Annotated in this window: 12 protein-coding genes and 1 pseudogene; 9 read left to right on the top strand and 4 right to left on the bottom strand. The window is 73.7% G+C overall.

From position 1 onward, the window contains the following. Positions 1 to 49 precede the first annotated feature (49 nt). Complete coding sequence (locus AC067A_RS03705) at positions 50 to 1402, top strand: hemolysin family protein (protein WP_478613978.1); 1353 nt, start codon at positions 50 to 52, stop codon at positions 1400 to 1402. After that, positions 1399 to 2418: a hemolysin family protein gene (locus tag AC067A_RS03700; protein WP_478613975.1), complete on the top strand. Its 1020-nt coding sequence runs from the start codon at positions 1399 to 1401 to the stop codon at positions 2416 to 2418. Before AC067A_RS03705 ends, AC067A_RS03700 begins: the two co-directional genes overlap by 4 nt. A gap of 51 nt (positions 2419 to 2469) precedes the next feature. Here the strand turns inward: AC067A_RS03700 and AC067A_RS03695 are convergent, their stop codons facing one another. Next, entirely contained in the window at positions 2470 to 3546 is a 1077-nt protein-coding gene (locus AC067A_RS03695) for a maleylpyruvate isomerase N-terminal domain-containing protein (protein WP_478613972.1), read from the bottom strand. 64 nt (positions 3547 to 3610) lie between these two features. On the opposite strand from AC067A_RS03695, the gene AC067A_RS03690 reads away from it, so the two are divergent. The 4 genes from AC067A_RS03690 (at position 3611) to AC067A_RS03675 (ending at position 7991) form a co-directional block, all read left to right on the top strand. After that, positions 3611 to 4393: an SGNH/GDSL hydrolase family protein gene (locus AC067A_RS03690; RefSeq protein WP_478613970.1), complete on the top strand. Its 783-nt coding sequence runs from the start codon at positions 3611 to 3613 to the stop codon at positions 4391 to 4393. A 97-nt stretch (positions 4394 to 4490) separates the two neighbouring features. Then, positions 4491 to 5933 carry an adenylosuccinate lyase gene (purB, locus tag AC067A_RS03685; RefSeq protein ID WP_478613967.1) on the top strand — a complete coding sequence of 481 codons (1443 nt, stop codon included), beginning with the start codon at positions 4491 to 4493 and terminating at the stop codon, positions 5931 to 5933. 62 nt (positions 5934 to 5995) lie between these two features. After that, positions 5996 to 6493, top strand: a complete 498-nt coding sequence (mug, locus tag AC067A_RS03680) for a G/U mismatch-specific DNA glycosylase (protein ID WP_478613964.1) — start codon at positions 5996 to 5998, stop codon at positions 6491 to 6493. Between the two features lie 340 nt (positions 6494 to 6833). Next, positions 6834 to 7991 (top strand): ROK family transcriptional regulator, encoded by a 1158-nt coding sequence (locus AC067A_RS03675; protein WP_478613961.1) that lies wholly within the window; start codon positions 6834 to 6836, stop codon positions 7989 to 7991. A gap of 40 nt (positions 7992 to 8031) precedes the next feature. On the opposite strand, the gene AC067A_RS03670 is transcribed toward AC067A_RS03675, so the two are convergent. Together AC067A_RS03670 and AC067A_RS03665 are read right to left on the bottom strand one after the other, a co-directional pair. Further along, entirely contained in the window at positions 8032 to 8772 is a 741-nt protein-coding gene (locus AC067A_RS03670) for a GntR family transcriptional regulator (protein WP_478613958.1), read from the bottom strand. A gap of 246 nt (positions 8773 to 9018) precedes the next feature. Continuing rightward, on the bottom strand, positions 9019 to 9915 hold the full coding sequence (locus AC067A_RS03665) for an RNA polymerase sigma-70 factor (RefSeq protein WP_478613956.1): 897 nt from the start codon (positions 9913 to 9915) through the stop codon (positions 9019 to 9021). Positions 9916 to 10054: 139 nt separating this feature from the next. On the opposite strand from AC067A_RS03665, the gene AC067A_RS03660 reads away from it, so the two are divergent. Further along, entirely contained in the window at positions 10055 to 10885 is an 831-nt protein-coding gene (locus AC067A_RS03660) for an alpha/beta fold hydrolase (protein ID WP_478613953.1), read from the top strand. Positions 10886 to 11365: 480 nt separating this feature from the next. Here AC067A_RS03660 and AC067A_RS03655 read toward each other — a convergent pair. Continuing rightward, a pseudogene (locus AC067A_RS03655) lies at positions 11366 to 11770 on the bottom strand (EamA family transporter); the annotation flags it as partial. Positions 11771 to 12180: 410 nt separating this feature from the next. Between AC067A_RS03655 and pdxR the strand changes: the two are divergent. Further along, complete coding sequence (gene pdxR / locus AC067A_RS03650) at positions 12181 to 13620, top strand: MocR-like pyridoxine biosynthesis transcription factor PdxR (RefSeq protein WP_478613951.1); 1440 nt, start codon at positions 12181 to 12183, stop codon at positions 13618 to 13620. Positions 13621 to 13732: 112 nt separating this feature from the next. After that, positions 13733 to 15322: an alkaline phosphatase D family protein gene (locus AC067A_RS03645; RefSeq protein WP_478613948.1), complete on the top strand. Its 1590-nt coding sequence runs from the start codon at positions 13733 to 13735 to the stop codon at positions 15320 to 15322. Positions 15323 to 15349: the final 27 nt, after the last annotated feature.

Genomic DNA, 15349 nt, shown 5'->3' with positions numbered 1-15349 from the left:
ATCGAGCGATCCTTCCTTCCCTGACTGATCATGGGACGGAGGTGAACCGATGACCGAAGTGCTTCTGCTCCTCCTAGCGCTCCTCCTCTCACTCGCGTGCGGCGCCTTCGTCGCGGCGGAGTTCTCGTTGACGACCGTCGAGCGGGGCGAGCTCGAATCAGCGGCGGAGCGCGGCGAGCGCGGGGCGGCGAGCGCCCTGAAGGCCGTGCGGTCGCTGACCTTCCAGCTCTCCGGCGCGCAGCTGGGCATCACCGTCACCAACCTCGTGGTCGGCATGCTCGCCGAGCCGTCGGTGGCCAAGCTCATCCGCGGTCCGGTCGAGGCCCTCGGTCTCTCCCCCTCGGTCGCCTCCTCCGTGGCGCTGGTGCTGGGTACGGCCTTGTCGACCGTCGTCCTGATGGTCGTCGGCGAGCTGGTCCCGAAGAACTGGGCGATCTCCTCGCCCCTCGCGGTGGCGAAGGTGGTGGCCACCCCCCAGCGGGTGTTCACGGCTGCCTTCAAGCCGCTGATCAGCCACCTCAACAACACCGCGAACCGGATCCTGCGCCGCCTGGGCATGGAGCCGACCGAGGAGCTCGCGTCGGCGCGGTCCCCGCAGGAGCTGGTGGCGCTGGCGCGGCACTCGGCGAAGGAGGGGGCACTCGAAGCGGACACGGCCGAGCTGTTCGTCCGGACGCTCAACCTGGCGGAGCTGACCGCCGAGAACGTGATGACGCCCCGCGTGCAGGTCACCGCGCTCGAGGTGCAGGCCACCGCCGAGGACGTGGCGAACGCGACCCGGGCGACGGGCCTCTCGCGCTTCCCGGTCTACCGCGGCAACCTCGACTCGGTCGTCGGCATCGCGCACATCAAGGACGTGCTCGCCATACCGGCAGCCGAGCGGCCGCGCCGGCGCATCGGCGAGATGGTGCGGGAGCCGCTGCTCGTACCGGAGACCCTGACCGTGGACCGTCTCCTCGACCGGCTCTCCGGCAAGCAGACGATGGCCGTCGTCATCGACGAGTACGGCGGTACGGCCGGCGTGGTGACCCTGGAGGACATCGTCGAGGAGGTCGTGGGCGAGGTCCGCGACGAGCACGACCCGCACGAGACGCCGGACCTGGCCCGGGCGGGCGAGGACGCGGACGGACGTGAGCTCTGGTCGGCCGACGGCGCGGCCCGGACGGACCAGGTGGGTGCCATCGGGCTCCGGGTGCCGGACGGCCCGTACGAGACGCTCGCGGGTGTCCTGGCCACCGAGCTGGGCCGTATCCCGGCCGTCGGCGACAGCGTGGAGCTGGCCGGCTGGCGGCTCGACGTCGTGGACGCCTCCGGTCGGCGCGCGGCGCGCGTGCTGATGCACGCCCCCGCGCACGACACCGGGGACGAGACCGACGACGAGACCGGGGAGGCCCGCCGATGATCGTGATCCAGTTGTTGATCGGCCTGCTCACGCTGGTCGTCAACGCGTTCTTCGTCGGCGCCGAGTTCGCCCTGATCTCGGTTCGCCGCAGTCAGATCGAGCCGCTGGCCGAGGCCGGGAACCGGCGGGCGCGCAGCGTCATCTGGGGCCTGGAGCACGTGTCCGCGATGCTCGCCGCGGCGCAGCTGGGCATCACGCTGTGCACCCTGGTCCTCGGCATCGTCGCCGAGCCGGCCATCGCGCACCTGCTGGAGCCGGTCTTCGACGCGCTGGGCGTCCCGCACGGGCTGGTGCACCCGATCTCGTTCGTGATCGCCCTGTCGCTCGCGACCTATCTGCACATGCTGCTGGGCGAGATGGTGCCGAAGAACATCGCGCTCGCCGAGCCGACGCGTTCCGCGCTGCTGCTCGGGCCGCCCCTGGTGACGCTCGCGCGGGCCCTGCGGCCGGTGATCTTCGCGATCAACGCCTTGGCCAACACGCTGCTCAAGCTGCTTCGCGTGGAGGTCAAGGACGAGGTCTCGGCGACCTTCTCGGACGACGAGCTCGCCCGGATGGTCACCGACGCGGGTGACGCCGGACTTCTCGACGACCGGGCGGCCGAGCGGCTGCACGACGCCCTGGAGCTGGGCCGGCGTCCCGTGCGGGACGTCGTGATGCCGGCGGAGAAGGTGGTGTACGCACAGGTCGGCACGACCCCCGAGGAGCTGGAGGCACTGTCGGCGCTGTCGGGGTTCTCGCGCTTCCCGGTGGTCGACTCGGAGCGCCGGATCCTGGGTTATCTGCACGTCAAGGACGCCCTGGACGTGTCGCCGCGCGACGTGCCGTTCCCGGTGTCGGCGCTGCGGCCGATCGCGCGGGTCCGCGCGGTCACGCCGCTGGACGACGTCCTGACGGCGATGCGCCGCAGCCGGACGCACCTGGCGGCCGTGCTCGACGAGGACGGCAAGCCTGCCGGTCTCGTGGCGATGGAGGACGTGCTGCGCGAACTGGTGGGACGTCCGGCGGCGCCGTGACATCCGTGACCTCGGGGCGCCCGGAGCCTGTCTCCGGGCGCCCTCGGCATGTCAGAGCGCCGTGGCGGCCAGCCAGTCGTCGAGGAGGTCCCGGTCGCCGGTGTGCGTGAACCGGGGGTCGTCGGCACCGTACCTGCGGTGCAGGAGCAGCAGCAGGTCGCCGGCGTCCGCCTCGACGCCGGCGGTCGGCTCCGTGCCGCCGCTCCCCCGCGTCCAGGTGAAGCCGCCGCCTCCGAGGGTCAGGGTCCGGACGGCGCCGGTGTCGCGTGCGGTGAGCCGGAGGACGGCGCCGTCCCGGTCGAGGTGGGCGACGGGTTCCGCGATCCACGGGACGTACGGGGCGTCGGCGAGGAAGTGGTCGATCGCGTCGACGGCGGTGTGGGGCTCGACCGTCTCCGCGGCGCCGCCGAGGGCGAGCTCGGCGTCCGCGAGGTGGACGACCGCCTCGGAGAGCAGCCGCCGCGGGTAGTACCGGGCGTGCGGGTCGGCCCCGGGCGACCAGACGGGAAGGTCCGGGTCGGCGGCGCGCAGGGTCGTGAGGACGCTCTCGGCGCCCGAGGTCAGCCACCCGGCGTACCCGTCGGTGTCGGCCGGCAGGTCGAGCGGCAGGTCGTCGGCCCGGACGCGTACCGAGGCCCGGGTCCGTATCAGGTGCTCGGTCCAGCGGTGCAGCGTTCCGAGGTGCCGCGTCAGGTCCGCGAGGGTCCAGCCGGGGCACGTGGGGACCGGGGTGGCGGGATCGGCGTCCCGTATCAGGTCGGCGAAGCGCCGCACACGGTCGGCGACCTCGTCGCAGGCGGCGACGTGGGCGGCGGGTGAGGCGGGCGCGGGCGGCTTCGGCGAGGCCGCGTGCGACGTCGTCCGGGGGTCCTCGGTGCCGCCGAGGCGCTCGGGGACGCGGAGCAGGGCCTCTCGCCGTGTGCCCTCGGGCCTGCGGTGGGCCGCCTCGCGGAGGAGGCCGTCGAGGAGGGACCGGTCGGCCGGGGAGAGTCCGGAGAGGTGGTGCGAGGTGCCCCGCAGCCAGGCCGTCGCCGTGTCGGGGTCGAGTACCTCGTCGTCCGAGGTGTCGACCGTCGCCACGAGCTCGGCGAAGGCCTCGGCCAGGGCGCTCAGGAGCGCGTCGCTCATCGGGTTTCCCCTCCCGGGATCTCCACGGCATCCGCCGCATACCGCGCGGTATGATCACTCCGCCATGGAGATCAATGCCACGTACAACAGTCTCGTCGCCGTCGGCGACAGCTTCACCGAGGGTATGTCGGACCTGAAGCCCGACGGCTCCTACCGGGGGTGGGCGGACGTCCTCGCGGGCCGGCTCGCGGCCCGTACGCCCGGGTTCCGCTACGCCAACCTCGCCGTGCGCGGGAAGCTCATCAAGCAGATCGTCGAGGAGCAAGTCGGCCTGGCCGCAAGCATGCAGGCCGATGTGGTGACCCTCGTCGGGGGGCTCAACGACACCCTGCGCCCCAAGGTCGACATGGTGCGCGTGCGGGACCTGCTCACCGAGGCAGTGGAACGCCTCACACCGGCCTGCGGGCAGCTGGTCCTCATGCGCAGCCCCGGCCGCAACGGCCCGGTGATGGAGCGGTTCCGCCCCCGGATGGAGGAGCTCTTCGACCACATCGACGGCCTGGCCTCCCGGCACGGCGCCCTGGTCGTCGACCTCTACGGGGCCGAGTCCCTCGGCGATCCCCGGCTCTGGGACGTGGACCGGCTGCATCTGACCGCCGACGGGCACCGGCGGGTGGCCGAGGCCGTGTGGCAGGCCCTCGGTCTCGCGCCCGAGGAGGACTGGCGGACCCCGCTGCCGCCGTCCGCGCAGCCGGGGTGGGCGAGCCGCCGGGTCGCGGACGCCCGGTTCGCCAGGGAGCACCTGGGGCCGTGGATCGGACGGCGTCTGACCGGCCGTTCCTCCGGCGACGGCCTCCCTCCCAAGCGTCCCGAGCTGCTGCCGTACGAGTCCCCCGCCGGTCCCTGAGCCGGCGTCGGGCCACCGCCGTGACCTGGGTCTCGTAGCAAGCTCCACATCGGAGGGTGGCGCTGGCCTGCAGAAACCGCCAGTAGACTCTGTGCACGTGACTGCTGTGACTGCGAAGCCCCGCATCCCCAACGTTCTGGCCGGCCGCTACGCCTCTGCGGAGCTCGCCGTCCTCTGGTCCCCCGAGCAGAAGGTGAAGCTGGAGCGTCAGCTGTGGCTCGCCGTGCTCCGTGCGCAGAAGGACCTCGGGATCGAGGTTCCGGACGCCGCCCTCGCCGACTACGAGCGCGTGCTCGACCAGGTCGACCTCGGCTCCATCGCCGAGCGCGAGAAGGTCACCCGGCACGACGTGAAGGCCCGGATCGAGGAGTTCAACGCCCTCGCCGGCCACGAGCACGTCCACAAGGGCATGACCTCGCGCGACCTCACCGAGAACGTCGAGCAGCTCCAGATCCGCCTCTCCCTCGAGCTGATGCGGGACCGTACGGTCGCCGTCCTCGCCCGCCTCGGCAAGCTGTCCGCCGAGTACGCGGAGCTGGTCATGGCCGGCCGCTCGCACAACGTCGCCGCGCAGGCGACCACCCTCGGCAAGCGCTTCGCGACGGGGGCCGACGAGCTGCTCGTGGCCTACGCGCGCCTGGAGGAGCTGCTCGGCCGCTACCCGCTGCGCGGGATCAAGGGCCCGGTCGGCACCGCGCAGGACATGCTGGACCTGCTCGGCGGCGACGCCGGCAAGCTGGCCGACCTCGAGCAGCGGATCGCCGGTCACCTCGGCTTCGCCAACGCCTTCACGTCGGTCGGCCAGGTCTACCCGCGCTCGCTCGACTACGACGTGGTGACGTCGCTGGTGCAGCTGGCCGCCGCCCCGTCCTCGATCGCCAAGACGGTCCGCCTGATGGCGGGCCACGAGCTGGTCACCGAGGGCTTCAAGCCCGGCCAGGTCGGTTCCTCGGCGATGCCGCACAAGATGAACACCCGCTCCTGCGAGCGCGTCAACGGCCTCATGGTCATCCTGCGCGGGTACGCGTCGATGACCGGCGAGCTGGCCGGCGACCAGTGGAACGAGGGCGACGTGTCCTGCTCCGTGGTCCGCCGGGTCGCGCTGCCGGACGCCTTCTTCGCGCTCGACGGCCTCCTGGAGACCTTCCTCACCGTGCTCGACGAGTTCGGCGCCTTCCCGGCCGTCGTCGCCCGCGAGCTCGACCGCTACCTGCCGTTCCTGGCGACGACCAAGGTCCTCATGGGCGCGGTGCGCGCCGGCGTGGGCCGCGAGGTCGCCCACGAGGCCATCAAGGAGAACGCCGTCGCCTCCGCCCTCGCGATGCGCGAGCAGGGCGCCGAGCGCAACGAGCTCCTCGACAAGCTGGCCGCCGACGAGCGGATCCCGCTGGACCGGGCCCAGCTCGACGAGCTGATGGCGGACAAGCTGTCCTTCACGGGCGCCGCCGCCGACCAGGTCGCGGTCGTGGTCTCCCGTATCGAGGAGATCCTCAAGCAGCACCCGGAGGCCGCCGCGTACACCCCGGGGGCGATCCTCTGACCCGGACTCCCCGGTTCACCCCGCAGGAGCTGGAGGCCGCTCGTGACCGCGTCGTTCCCGACGTGGTCGCGGGTGGCCTTTCCGTGCTGTTCTGCGGGATCAATCCGGGTCTGATGACGGCGGCGACGGGCCACCACTTCGCCCGCCCCGGCAACCGCTTCTGGCCGGTCCTGCACCTGTCCGGCTTCACGCCGCGGCAGTTGCGGCCGGACGAGCAGGAGGAGCTCCTGACGTACGGGCTCGGGATCACGAACGTGGTGGCGCGGGCGACCGCGCGGGCCGACGAGCTGAGCCGGGAGGAGTACGTCGAGGGCGGGCGGATCCTGACCGGGAAGGTGGAGCGGCTCGCGCCGCGCTGGCTCGCGGTGGTCGGCGTCACGGCGTACCGCACGGCCTTCGGTGAGCCGAAGGCCGCGATCGGTCCGCAGCCGCGCATGATCGGGTCCACCCGGATCTGGGCCCTGCCCAATCCGAGCGGCCTCAACGCGCACTGGACGACGGCGACGATGGCCGAGGAGTACGCCCGTCTCCGGGAGGCCGCCGAGGCACCCGGCGCGTAGCGGGGGAGAGTCCGCGGAGCGGGCCACACCGTCGGCCCGTTCCGCTTCGCACTGATCCTCGACGGCCTCCCGGCGCGTGCCGTCGTCCTCCCGGAACTCCTCGCCGGCGGCCGGCTCGGCCAGGTGGAAGCCCGGGCTCCCGTCGAAGCCGCGGGCGCGGAGCAAGCCGATCGTCGCCAGGTGGCGTGCCGTCGTGTTCATGGGGCCGGTAAAGCCCGTGGCACTGGCAGTTGGCGTCGCGTCAGGCCGCCGGACGGACGGGTCCGGGGGCGGCGCTCGCCGCGACCCTGCCCATTGAGTACCATCCGCCGAAGAGGTGTACGAGCTGGGAGGACACACTGTGGGGCGGCTGACCGGCGGGGATCCTTCTCTGCTGAGGCGGATCAACTCCGCGGTGGTACTCCATGCGCTGCGGGGCGCCGACGCGCCCACGCTCACGGATCTGACCCGGATCACGGGCCTCTCCCGGCCCACGGTCGAGGGGGTCGTCGAAGGCCTCATGGAGGGCGGACTCGTCGTCGAGTCGGCGCCCGAGGAGGGTGAGGCCCGGCGGCAGGGACGTCCGGCGCGGAGGTTCCGCTTCCGCGCGGAGGCAGGTCATCTGCTCGGCATCGAGATCGGTCCGCACCGGGTGGCCGGGCTGCTCTCGGGCCTGGACGGGCGGATCATCGGCGCCGGGTCGCGCGAGGTGTCGGAGACGGCGCCCGAGGACGAGCGCCTGGACAAGGTGCGTACGGTCGTCGCCGACGTGCTGCGCAGGGCCGGGGTCGCCCGGTCCAATCTGCGGGCGGTCGGCGTCGGCACCCCCGGCATCGTGGAGGCCGACGGCACGGTGCGCCTCGGCACCGCCCTCCCCGGCTGGACGGGGCTCGCGCTGGGCGAGCGGCTGCGGCGCTCCTTCCGGTGTCCGGTGATCGTGGAGAACGACGCGAACGCCGCGGCCGTCGCCGAGCACTGGAAGGGCGCGGCGACCGACTCCGACGACATCGTGTTCGTGCTCGCCGGGCTGAGCCCGGGCGCCGGGTCGCTGATCGGCGGCCGGCTGCACCGGGGGTACGGCGGGGCGGCCGGGGAGATCGGCGCCCTGCACCTGCTGGGCCGGGGGGTCACCCCCGAGCACCTGCTCTCGACCACCGACGAGCCGCTGCACCCGCTGGACGAGCAGGCGGTCGCCGAGGTCTTCGCGCTGGCCCGCAAGGGTGACGCGCAGGCGGAGGCGGCGGTGGACCGGTTCATCCAGCGCCTCGTGCACGACGTGGCGGCGCTGGTCCTGGCGATCGACCCCGAGCTGGTCGTGGTGGGGGGCTGGGCGGCCGGTCTCGACGGCGTGCTCCCGCCCCTACGCGAGGAGCTCGCCCGGTTCTGCCTGCGGCCGCCTCGCGTGGTGCTGTCCCTGCTCGGCGAGGCCGCGGTGGGCACGGGCGCGCTGCGCCTCGCCCTCGACCACGTCGAGGAACAGCTCTTCGCGGTCGAGGGAACGGTGACGGCCCGCCGCTAGAGGGTGTTTCGGCGACGGACCGGTGCACGCGGTACGGGTGTTACGACGCCATGACCAGGTCGCCGGAGTCGCCGAAGGTGAGGCGGCAGGTGTCGGCGCGGTAGGTGGCCACGGAGACGGCGGCGGTGCGGCCCGCGGAGAGGTAGCGGGTCGTCACGACGAGGACGGGGGCACCGGGCAGCCGGTCGAGCTCCTTGGCGTCGTCGGCGCGGGCGGAGCCGAGCTCCACGGAGCGGTCCTGGCCGTCGAGGGCGAGGTGCTGCAGCTCGCGCAGTACGGCGCGGGCGCGGGCCGGGCCGGCGGGCGCGTCGATGGCGCTGAGGCCGGGGACGGAGTCCACGGGCACGTAGAGCAGTTCGGCGGCGACCGGCTGGCCCTGGGAGACGCGCAGGCGGCGGACGACGTGCACCTGGTCCTCCGGGCCGGTCTCCAGGACGCGCGCGACGGCGGCGGGCGCCACGTCGGCGGCGGAGTCGAGGGACTGCCAGGAGTCGTCGGCGACGCCGGGCCAGGCGTGCTGGGTGGTGGAGACGTCCACGCCGACGCGCGGCGGGGCGACCGTGGTGCCGACGCCGCGGCGGCGCTGGAGCCGGCCTTCCAGCTCCAGCTGCTCCAGTGCCTGGCGCAGCGTGGCGCGGGCGACGCCGAAGCGTGCCGCGAGCTCGCGCTCGTTGGGGAGGATCTCCCCGACGGCGAAGTCGGAGTCGAGCGCTTCGCCGATCACTGTCTTGAGGTGCTGGTACTTCGGTTCCGGTACCGATGCCAGCTGCGTGGTCCCCACCCTGATCCTCCGCAATTCGCCGTGTCCCGCGGCGTTTTTTCCGCGCCCTTGTTTATTAAAGGTTCCTGCACTAACTCTGCGACCATAAGGCGAGCCCACCCCTTGGTCAAGACCAATCCTCCGTCGAACGCCCCTGAATGTGACCCTCTGACCTAGATCGTTCACAGGACGTTCGCGTCCGTGTGGGCCGCGCGCAGCACTGTGCCCCGCCCCCCGGTGCCGGGGGGCGGGGCACGGACGGCGCGGTCAGAGGTCGGCGAGGCCTGCGAGCTTGTCGGGGTTGCGGAGGATGTAGACGCACTGGACGCGTCCGTCACGCATCTCGATCTGGAAGACGGAGTCGGGCCGTCCGTCGGCGAGGACGATCGCGGCGGGGCCGCCGTTGAGCTCGACCAGGCGGACCTGGAACAGGCTTTCCGCCCCCTCGGCCACGGCCTTGAGGAAGCGGCCGACCTTGTCGGCGCCCTCGATGATCCGCAGCGGCGCCTTGGACTTGCCGCCGCTGTCGCCGACGAGGCGCACGTCCGGGGCGAGCAGGGCGAGCAGCTCGCCGAGGTCGCCGCCGGCCGCGGCGGCGAGGAAGCGCTCGGTGAGGTCGCGGCGCTCGGCGGGATCGACGTCGTAGCGCGGTCTGCCCTCGTCGACGTGCCGACGGGCCCTTCCGGCGAGCTGGCGCACGGCCGCCTCGGAGCGGTCGAGGGCGACGGCGATCTCGGCGTAGGGGAATCCGAAGGCCTCGCGCAGCACGAAGACGGCCCGCTCCAGGGGCGAGAGGGATTCGAGGACGACGAGGACGGCGAGCGATACGGAGTCGGAGAGCAGGGCGCGCTCGGCGGTGTCGGGGGCGGTCGCGCCGAAGTCGGTGACGACGGGTTCGGGCAGCCAGGGACCGACGTAGGACTCGCGGCGGCTCTGGACCTGGCGGAGCCGGTCGATGGCGAGCCGGGTGGTGACGCGTACGAGGAAGGCGCGCGGCTCGCGGACCGCCGTCCGGTCCTCCGCGGTCCAGCGCAGCCAGGCCTCCTGGACGACGTCCTCGGCGTCGGCCGCGCGGCCGAGCATCCGGTAGGCGACGCCGAGGAGCATCGGGCGGTGCTCCTCGAAGAGATCGGTCAGGGTCTCGGTCGGAGTATCGGTGGGCACGCGCCCATCCCAGCCGACGACCACTCCCCTGTCCAGTTTCGGACGTGGTCTTGAACTCCTGGCTACCGAACGGTAATGCTCTTGCTGACAAGCCGTCTAAGGGACGTCGCACACCAGGTGTTCAGGACAGGGAGCCGGTATGCCCGCACGGATCGCGTTCACGATCGAGACCCCCACGGGTCCCCGCACGACGTCGATGACGTACGAGCGGCGGGGCGCGGGGGACCCCCTGCTGCTGCTCCACGGCATCGGGCACCACTGGCAGGCGTGGGAGCCCGTCCTCGACGTGCTCGCCGCCGAACGCGACGTGATCGCCGTCGACCTGCCCGGATTCGGCGCGTCCGACGGGCTGCCGGACGGCTCGCCGTACGGCCTGTCCACCGTCGTCCCGGTACTCGACGCCTTCTGCGGAGCCCTCGGCGTCGAGCGCCCGCACGTGGCGGGCAACTCCCTCGGCGGGCTGCTCGCCCTGGAACTCGGCCGGGAGAAGCGGGCGCGCTCGGTCACCGCCCTCTCCCCCGCCGGCTTCTGGTCGGAGGGCGAGCGGCGGTACGCCTTCGGGACGCTGCGGGCCATGCGGGGCGCGGCCCGCTCGCTGCCGGTGCCGTTGATCGAGCGCCTCTCCCGTACGCCCGCCGGGCGCACCGCCCTCACCAGCACCATCTACGCGCGCCCCGGCCGCAGGTCACCCGAGGCGGTCGTCGCGGAGACGCTCGCGCTGCGCGAGGCCACCGGCTTCCACCAGACCCTGGCCTCGGGCCGGACCGTGCTCTTCCGCGACGACGTGCCCACGATTCCGGTCACGATCGCCTGGGGCACCCGCGACCGGCTGCTCCTGCGGCGCCAGGGCGTCCGCGCCAAGCACACCCTCCCGGGTGCGCGACTGGTCCGGCTTCCCGGCTGCGGTCACGTGCCCATGAACGACGACCCGGCCCTCGTCGCGCGCGTGATCCTGGACGGCAGCCGCTGACTCCGGCCGGGTCGTACGGCTGAACAGGCCGGTGCCGAGGGCGGCGCCGGCCCCGACGAGCAGGCCCCCGGCCGCCTGCGGCAGGCCGAAGGCGGCGTGCCCCACCAGGGCGGCGCTCAGCGCGGCGGCGACCGGGATGGCGCCCGTACAGAGAGTGGCCCTCTCCATGCCGACCCGCTGGACGCCCATGTAGAAGAGGACGAACCCGACGACGGTGGCCAGCGCGGCCTGCCAGACCAGGGCGCCCGTCTCCACGGCCGTGGGCACCCGGACGACACCGGCCCCGTCCACGGCGAGACCGACGAGCGCCGCCTCGACCGCACCCGCGCCGCAGACGGCCGCCGTCAGCAGCTTCGGCCCGAGCAGCCGCAGCACGGGCACGGCGAGCACCGTGAACCCGACCTCGCCGGCGAGCGCAGCGACCGACCAGCCGATCCCGGCCAGGTCCGTCCGCCCCCACCCCTGCACGGTGAAGGCGCCCGCCGCGACGAGGAGGGCCCCGTACAGCACGGCGGGGGCGGGCCTGCGGCCCTCGGTGAGCGGGACGAGGACGGCGACGACGACCGGGGCGCACCCCACCAGGACACCGGGCACGGCCGGTTCGGCGGACCGCTCCGCGGCGAGCACCGCCAGGTTGAAGCCCACCATGCCCACGGCCACGAGAGCGGCCAGGCGCAGCCAGTGACGCGGCGTCAGGAGCCGCAGCGGGGCCAGTCCGCCACGGCCGAGCAAGGGGAGCAGGAGCAGGCAGGCGGCCCCGTAACGCAGCGCCTGCCCGCCCGCGTACGGATAGGCGCCGAGCAGGCTGTTCGCGGTGAAGGAGGCGCCGACGAGGGCGTAGGCGACGGTGACCAGCAGGACCCCGCGCAGGGAGTTCGCGTTCATGCTCCCGACGCTAGAAAGCCGAGCGGTCCCCGTTGAGGTCCACTTTCACGGCGCCATCGGGGACCACTTGGGGCGACGGGGGAACAGGGCCGCCGCCCTTCGCCCAGGCCGCGCCCTTCGCCCAGGCCGCGGCCTTCGCCGGGGCAGCCGCTCTTCGCCGGGGCAGCCGCTCTTCGCAGAAGCCGCCGGCCTTCGCCGGGGGCCGCCTTCCGGCGCCGCTCGGCCGCCGCACGTACACGCGTGGCCGTCGGGGGGCCGTCCCCGCGGCGGCGGAGCGGCGCCCGCCCGGTCGGGCGGCCCGTCCCGGCTGACGGTCGCGTTACGCGTCACGCGGAACCGTCGCGGCATACTCGGGTCGACGGACCCGCAGGAAGCGGCGAGATCATGCGGCGGAAGGGCCACGGACCCGGATGACACAGGCAGGAGACAGGGCCGATTCCGAGGGGGACGCTCCGGGGCAGCCCGCCTGGGAGCTGCTGCTTCCGGCCGTCGCCGCCCCGGCGCGACGGCGCGGCCGGACCTTGCAGGAGGCGTTGCGCGACGCGGTGCGGGCGGGCCGGCTGACGCCGGGGACGAGGCTTCCGTCGACCCGGGAGCTCGCCGCCGACCTGGGCGTCTCGCGCGGCCTGGTCACCGAGGCGTACGAACAGCTCACCGCCGAGGGGTACCTGCGCAGCGACCGGGGCTCGGGGACGTGGGTGGGCGGGGCCGCCAGGGCGGCCGTGCGAGAGGCCCGTGACCTGGCCCCCCGGGCGCCGGGTGTGCGGGTGGACTTCCGCCCGGGAACGCCCGACCTGTCGCTCTTCCCCAGGGCCGCCTGGGGGGCGGCCCAGCGATCCGTCCTCGCACGGTTGCCCCATCCGTCGCTCGGCTACCCCGATCCGCGCGGGCTGCCCGAACTGCGCGAGGCGCTGGCCGGGATGCTTGCGCGGCGGCGCGGTGTGGTGGCCGATCCGGAACGGCTCGTGGTCTGCTCCGGGGTGGCGCAGGCGTCGACCCTGCTGGGCTTCGTGCTGCGGGCAAGAGGGCTGCGCGTGATCGGCATCGAGGACCCGGGCAGTCCCGAGCACGGAAGGCTGTTCGCCTCGACCGGCATGGAGACCGTCTGGCTGCCGCTGGACGACGAGGGGATGATGCCGGGGCCGCTGGCCGCCTCCGGGGTACGGGCGGTCGTGGTGACGCCCTCGCACCAGTTCCCGTCCGGCATCAGCTGGTCGGCCGAGCGGCGCGGCGCGCTCCTCGACTGGGCACGGTCGGTGGACGGATACGTCCTGGAGGACGACTACGACGGCGACTTCCGCTACGACCGGGCGCCTGTCGGGGCGCTCCAGGGGCTCGACCCCGAGCGGGTCGTCTACGCCGGCTCGGTCAGCAAGTCGCTCGCCCCGGGGTTGCGGCTCGGCTGGATGCTGGTCCCGGCGGAGCTGCTCGGTGAGGTCGTCGAGCGCAAGCGGACGATGGACCTCGGCAATCCCGTACTCGATCAGGCGGTGCTCGCGGAGTTCGTGACCCGCGGCGGGTACGACCGGCAGCTCCGTCACTGCCAGCGCGCCTACCGGGAAAGGCGCGACGCCCTCCTGGCCGCCCTCGCGGAACACCTCCCGGGCACCCGGGTGAGCGGCATCGCCGCCGGACTCCACGTCATCGCGCGCGTGCCGGGACGCTTCGGGCCCTCCGCGCGGTTCGTGGCCCGGGCCGCCGGCGCCGGGGTGGCGCTGCGGCCCCTGGAGGAGTACGGCACGGCACGGCACGAGGACGGGGACGTGCGGCTCGTCATCGGGTACGCCCATCTGCCGCCGGCCGCGATCGAGACCGGGGTGCGGCTCGTGGCGGAGGCGGCCGGGGAGTGAAGCGGCCGGGCGGGTGATCTGTTCACGCGGGGTTCGCTTGGGCGCCGCTCCGGGCCGTTAGGCAGGGGACGGCGCACCACGATCGCCCGGAAACGACCTCGGAGGCCTTCCCATGTCCCACCCCGTGCCCGGTCACCCCTCGCCCGCCCGGCGCAGTCTGCTGCGGGGCTCGCTGGCCGCCTCGGCCGGGCTCGCGCTCGCCGGAACCGGCCTGGCGGCACCGGCGTTCGCGCTGTCGGGCCGGCCCCGGGCCGAGTGGGGCGTGCAGACGGGGGACGTCACGGCCTCCTCCGGTCTGGTGTGGGTGCGGTCGGACCGGCCGGCGCGCATGGTCGTGGAGACCTCGGCGACCGAGTCGTTCCGGCGGGTGCGCCGGCACCACGGGCCGCTGATCGGCGCGGGCACGGACTTCACCGGCACCACGGCCCTGCGCGGCCTGCCCGCCGGCGAGCGGATCCACTACCGGGTCACGCTCGCCGACCCGGACGATCCGCGCCGGACCTCCCAACCGGTCGTCGGCACGTTCCGTACGGCACCGGACCGGCGGCGCGACGGAGTCCGGTTCCTGTGGTCCGGGGACATCGCGGGTCAGGGCTGGGGCATCAACCCGGACATCGGGGGGTTCCGGGTGTACGAGGAGATGCGCCGGCTCGACCCGGACTTCTTCCTGTGCAGCGGCGACTCCGTCTACGCCGACGGGGTCATCCACCCGACCGTGGCCCTGCCCGACGGCCGGACCTGGCGGAACGTCACCACCCCCGAGAAGGCGAAGGTCGCCGAGACCCTCGACGAGTACCGGGGCAACTTCCGGTACAACCTGCTCGACCACAACGCGCGGGCCTTCAACGCGCAGGTGCCGTCGGTGGTGCAGTGGGACGACCACGAGGTGCGCAACAACTGGTACCCGGGACAGATCCTGGACGACCCGCGCTACACCGAGAAGGACGTGGACGTCCTCGCCGCGCGCGCTCTGCGTGCCTTCGGCGAGTACACGCCGGTGTCCACCCTCCACGCGCGCGGTGGCGGGCGCGAGCGGCGGATGCACCGGGTGGTGCGGTACGGACCGCTGCTCGACGTGTTCGTCCTCGACATGCGCTCGTACCGGAACGCCAACTCCCCCGGCCGGCAGGCCGATGACACCACCGGCATCCTCGGCGCCGAGCAGCTGGCCTGGCTGAAGCGGGAACTGGCCGCGTCCACCGCCGTCTGGAAGGTGCTCGCCGCCGACATGCCGCTCGGCCTGGTGGTTCCCGACGGCTCGGCGAACTTCGAGGCGGTCGCGCAGGGCGACCCGGGCGCGCCCCTCGGCCGCGAGCTCCAGATCGCGGAGCTGCTGCGGTTCGTCAAGCACCGGCGGATCACCGGCACACTGTGGCTGACGGCCGACGTGCACTACACCTCGGCCCAGCACTACGCGCCGGAGCGCGCGGCCTTCCGGGACTTCGCCCCCTTCTGGGAGTTCGTGTCCGGGCCGCTCGCCGCAGGCGGTTTCCCGGCGAACGCGCTCGACGGCACGTTCGGACCGGAGCGGGTCTTCGTCCGGGCGGCGGAGCGGGCCAACCTGTCGCCGATGGAGAGCCCCCAGTACTTCGGCGAGGTCGACATCGACGGCCACAGCGGCGAGTTGACGGTGCGCCTGCGGGCCGAGGGCGGAACGGTGCTGTTCAGCAAGGTGCTGCGGCCGGGGCTGGTGGGGCAGTAGCCCGCAGGAACCGCCGGTCGACGGCGG

It is taken from the genome of Streptomyces sp. NPDC043176, from assembly GCF_056436715.1.
Note: the sequence above shows the minus strand (reverse complement) of the source record. Positions and strands in the feature narration are given on the sequence as shown.

Bases quoted from the DNA above. Each gene is read 5' to 3' on its own strand.
- AC067A_RS03705 (WP_478613978.1), top strand. From the start codon at position 50: ATGACCGAAGTGCTTCTGCTCCTCCTAGCGCTCCTCCTCTCACTCGCG.
- AC067A_RS03700 (WP_478613975.1), top strand. From the start codon at position 1,399: ATGATCGTGATCCAGTTGTTGATCGGCCTGCTCACGCTGGTCGTCAAC.
- AC067A_RS03695 (WP_478613972.1), bottom strand. From the start codon at position 3,546: ATGAGCGACGCGCTCCTGAGCGCCCTGGCCGAGGCCTTCGCCGAGCTC.
- AC067A_RS03690 (WP_478613970.1), top strand. From the start codon at position 3,611: ATGGAGATCAATGCCACGTACAACAGTCTCGTCGCCGTCGGCGACAGC.
- AC067A_RS03660 (WP_478613953.1), top strand. From the start codon at position 10,055: ATGCCCGCACGGATCGCGTTCACGATCGAGACCCCCACGGGTCCCCGC.
- pdxR (WP_478613951.1), top strand. From the start codon at position 12,181: ATGACACAGGCAGGAGACAGGGCCGATTCCGAGGGGGACGCTCCGGGG.
- AC067A_RS03645 (WP_478613948.1), top strand. From the start codon at position 13,733: ATGTCCCACCCCGTGCCCGGTCACCCCTCGCCCGCCCGGCGCAGTCTG.